Genomic DNA, 1,232 nt, shown 5'->3' with positions numbered 1-1,232 from the left:
TGAATCGCCACTAATTTACTAGACACCTTTAAGCCGTAATAATGGCAATAAAAGAAAGGTGCAGTATGAGTGGTAAACGTTATCCAGAAGAATTCAAAGTAGCAGCAGTCCGTCAAATCACAGAAGGCGGATATGCGGTCTCTGAAGTGGCGCGCAGGTTAGATGTCACTGTCGATAGTCTGTATGCCTGGGTCAGGAAGTACGGCCCAGATGCAGCAGAGCATCAAGCAAAAACAGCTGAGCAGGCAGAGTTGCAACGTCTGCGTAAAGAACTCAAACGCGTCACTGAAGAGCGGGATATCTTAAAAAAAGCCGCGGCATACTTCGCGAAGCAGTCAGATTGAGGTATGCCTTTATACAACAGCATCAGGACTGCTGGCCGATACGGTGGCTTTGCAAGGTGTTGGATGTTCATCCGAGTGGGTTTTATGCGTGGCTGAAACAACCATATTCCAAGGCTTATCAAACCAACCAGCGGCAATCTGGCCTCATCAAGCAAAGCTGGTTGGAGTCTGGTGGGGTGTACGGTTACCGCAAAGTGCATAGCGATTTGCGCGCCTGGGGTGAGCTCATTGGGATCAACCGCGTTTATAAGCTGATGCATCAGCATGGGCTCAAAGCATTAGTTGGCTATCGCAAGCCACGTCACTCTAGTGGCAAGTTGCATGTGGCCTCACCCAATACACTGAACCGACAGTTCAATCCAGTGATGCCGAATCAATCATGGGTCACGGACATTACATATATCCGCACACATGAGGGCTGGCTGTATCTGGCAGCGGTAATGGACTTATTCTCCCGCCGGATTGTAGGCTGGTCTATGCAGTCGCGTATAACCAAAGAGTTGGTATTGGATGCATTGCTAATGGCTGTGTGGCGCAGAAAGCCTAAACAAAAGGTGCTGATTCATTCGGATCAGGGTAGCCAGTACACCAGTGAAGATTGGATGCTGTTTCTAAAAGCACATAACCTTGAGTCCAGCATGAGCCGCAGAGGTAACTGCCATGATAATGCTGTGGCTGAGAGCTTCTTTCAACTACTAAAGCGGGAGAAGATTAAACGTAAAATATACAACGACCGGGATGAAGCAAAGAGGGATATCTTCGATTACATAGAGTTCTTTTACAACTCAAAGCGAAGACACAATTCCAATAACTTGCTATCTCCGATAGACTTTGAAAAGCAGTTCAATCAATCGGCTGAACAGTGTCTACAAAGTTAGTGGCGATTCA

General features: G+C 47.2%; 1 protein-coding gene. It reads left to right on the top strand.

Going from position 1 to position 1,232, the window contains the following annotated elements; genetic code table 11:
• Positions 1 to 65: 65 nt before the first annotated feature.
• Positions 66 to 1,222, top strand: a protein-coding gene (locus tag ACIDE9_RS14150) for an IS3 family transposase (RefSeq protein WP_411995303.1) whose coding sequence is annotated in 2 segments (ribosomal slippage) — positions 66 to 300 and positions 300 to 1,222 — 1,158 coding nt in all. Because the reading frame shifts where the segments join, the coding sequence is not laid out codon by codon here.
• Positions 1,223 to 1,232 lie beyond the last annotated feature (10 nt).

Source organism: Methylophilus sp. 'Pure River' (assembly GCF_046765995.1).
Lineage (GTDB): Bacteria > Pseudomonadota > Gammaproteobacteria > Burkholderiales > Methylophilaceae > Methylophilus.
Note: the sequence above shows the minus strand (reverse complement) of the source record. Positions and strands in the feature narration are given on the sequence as shown.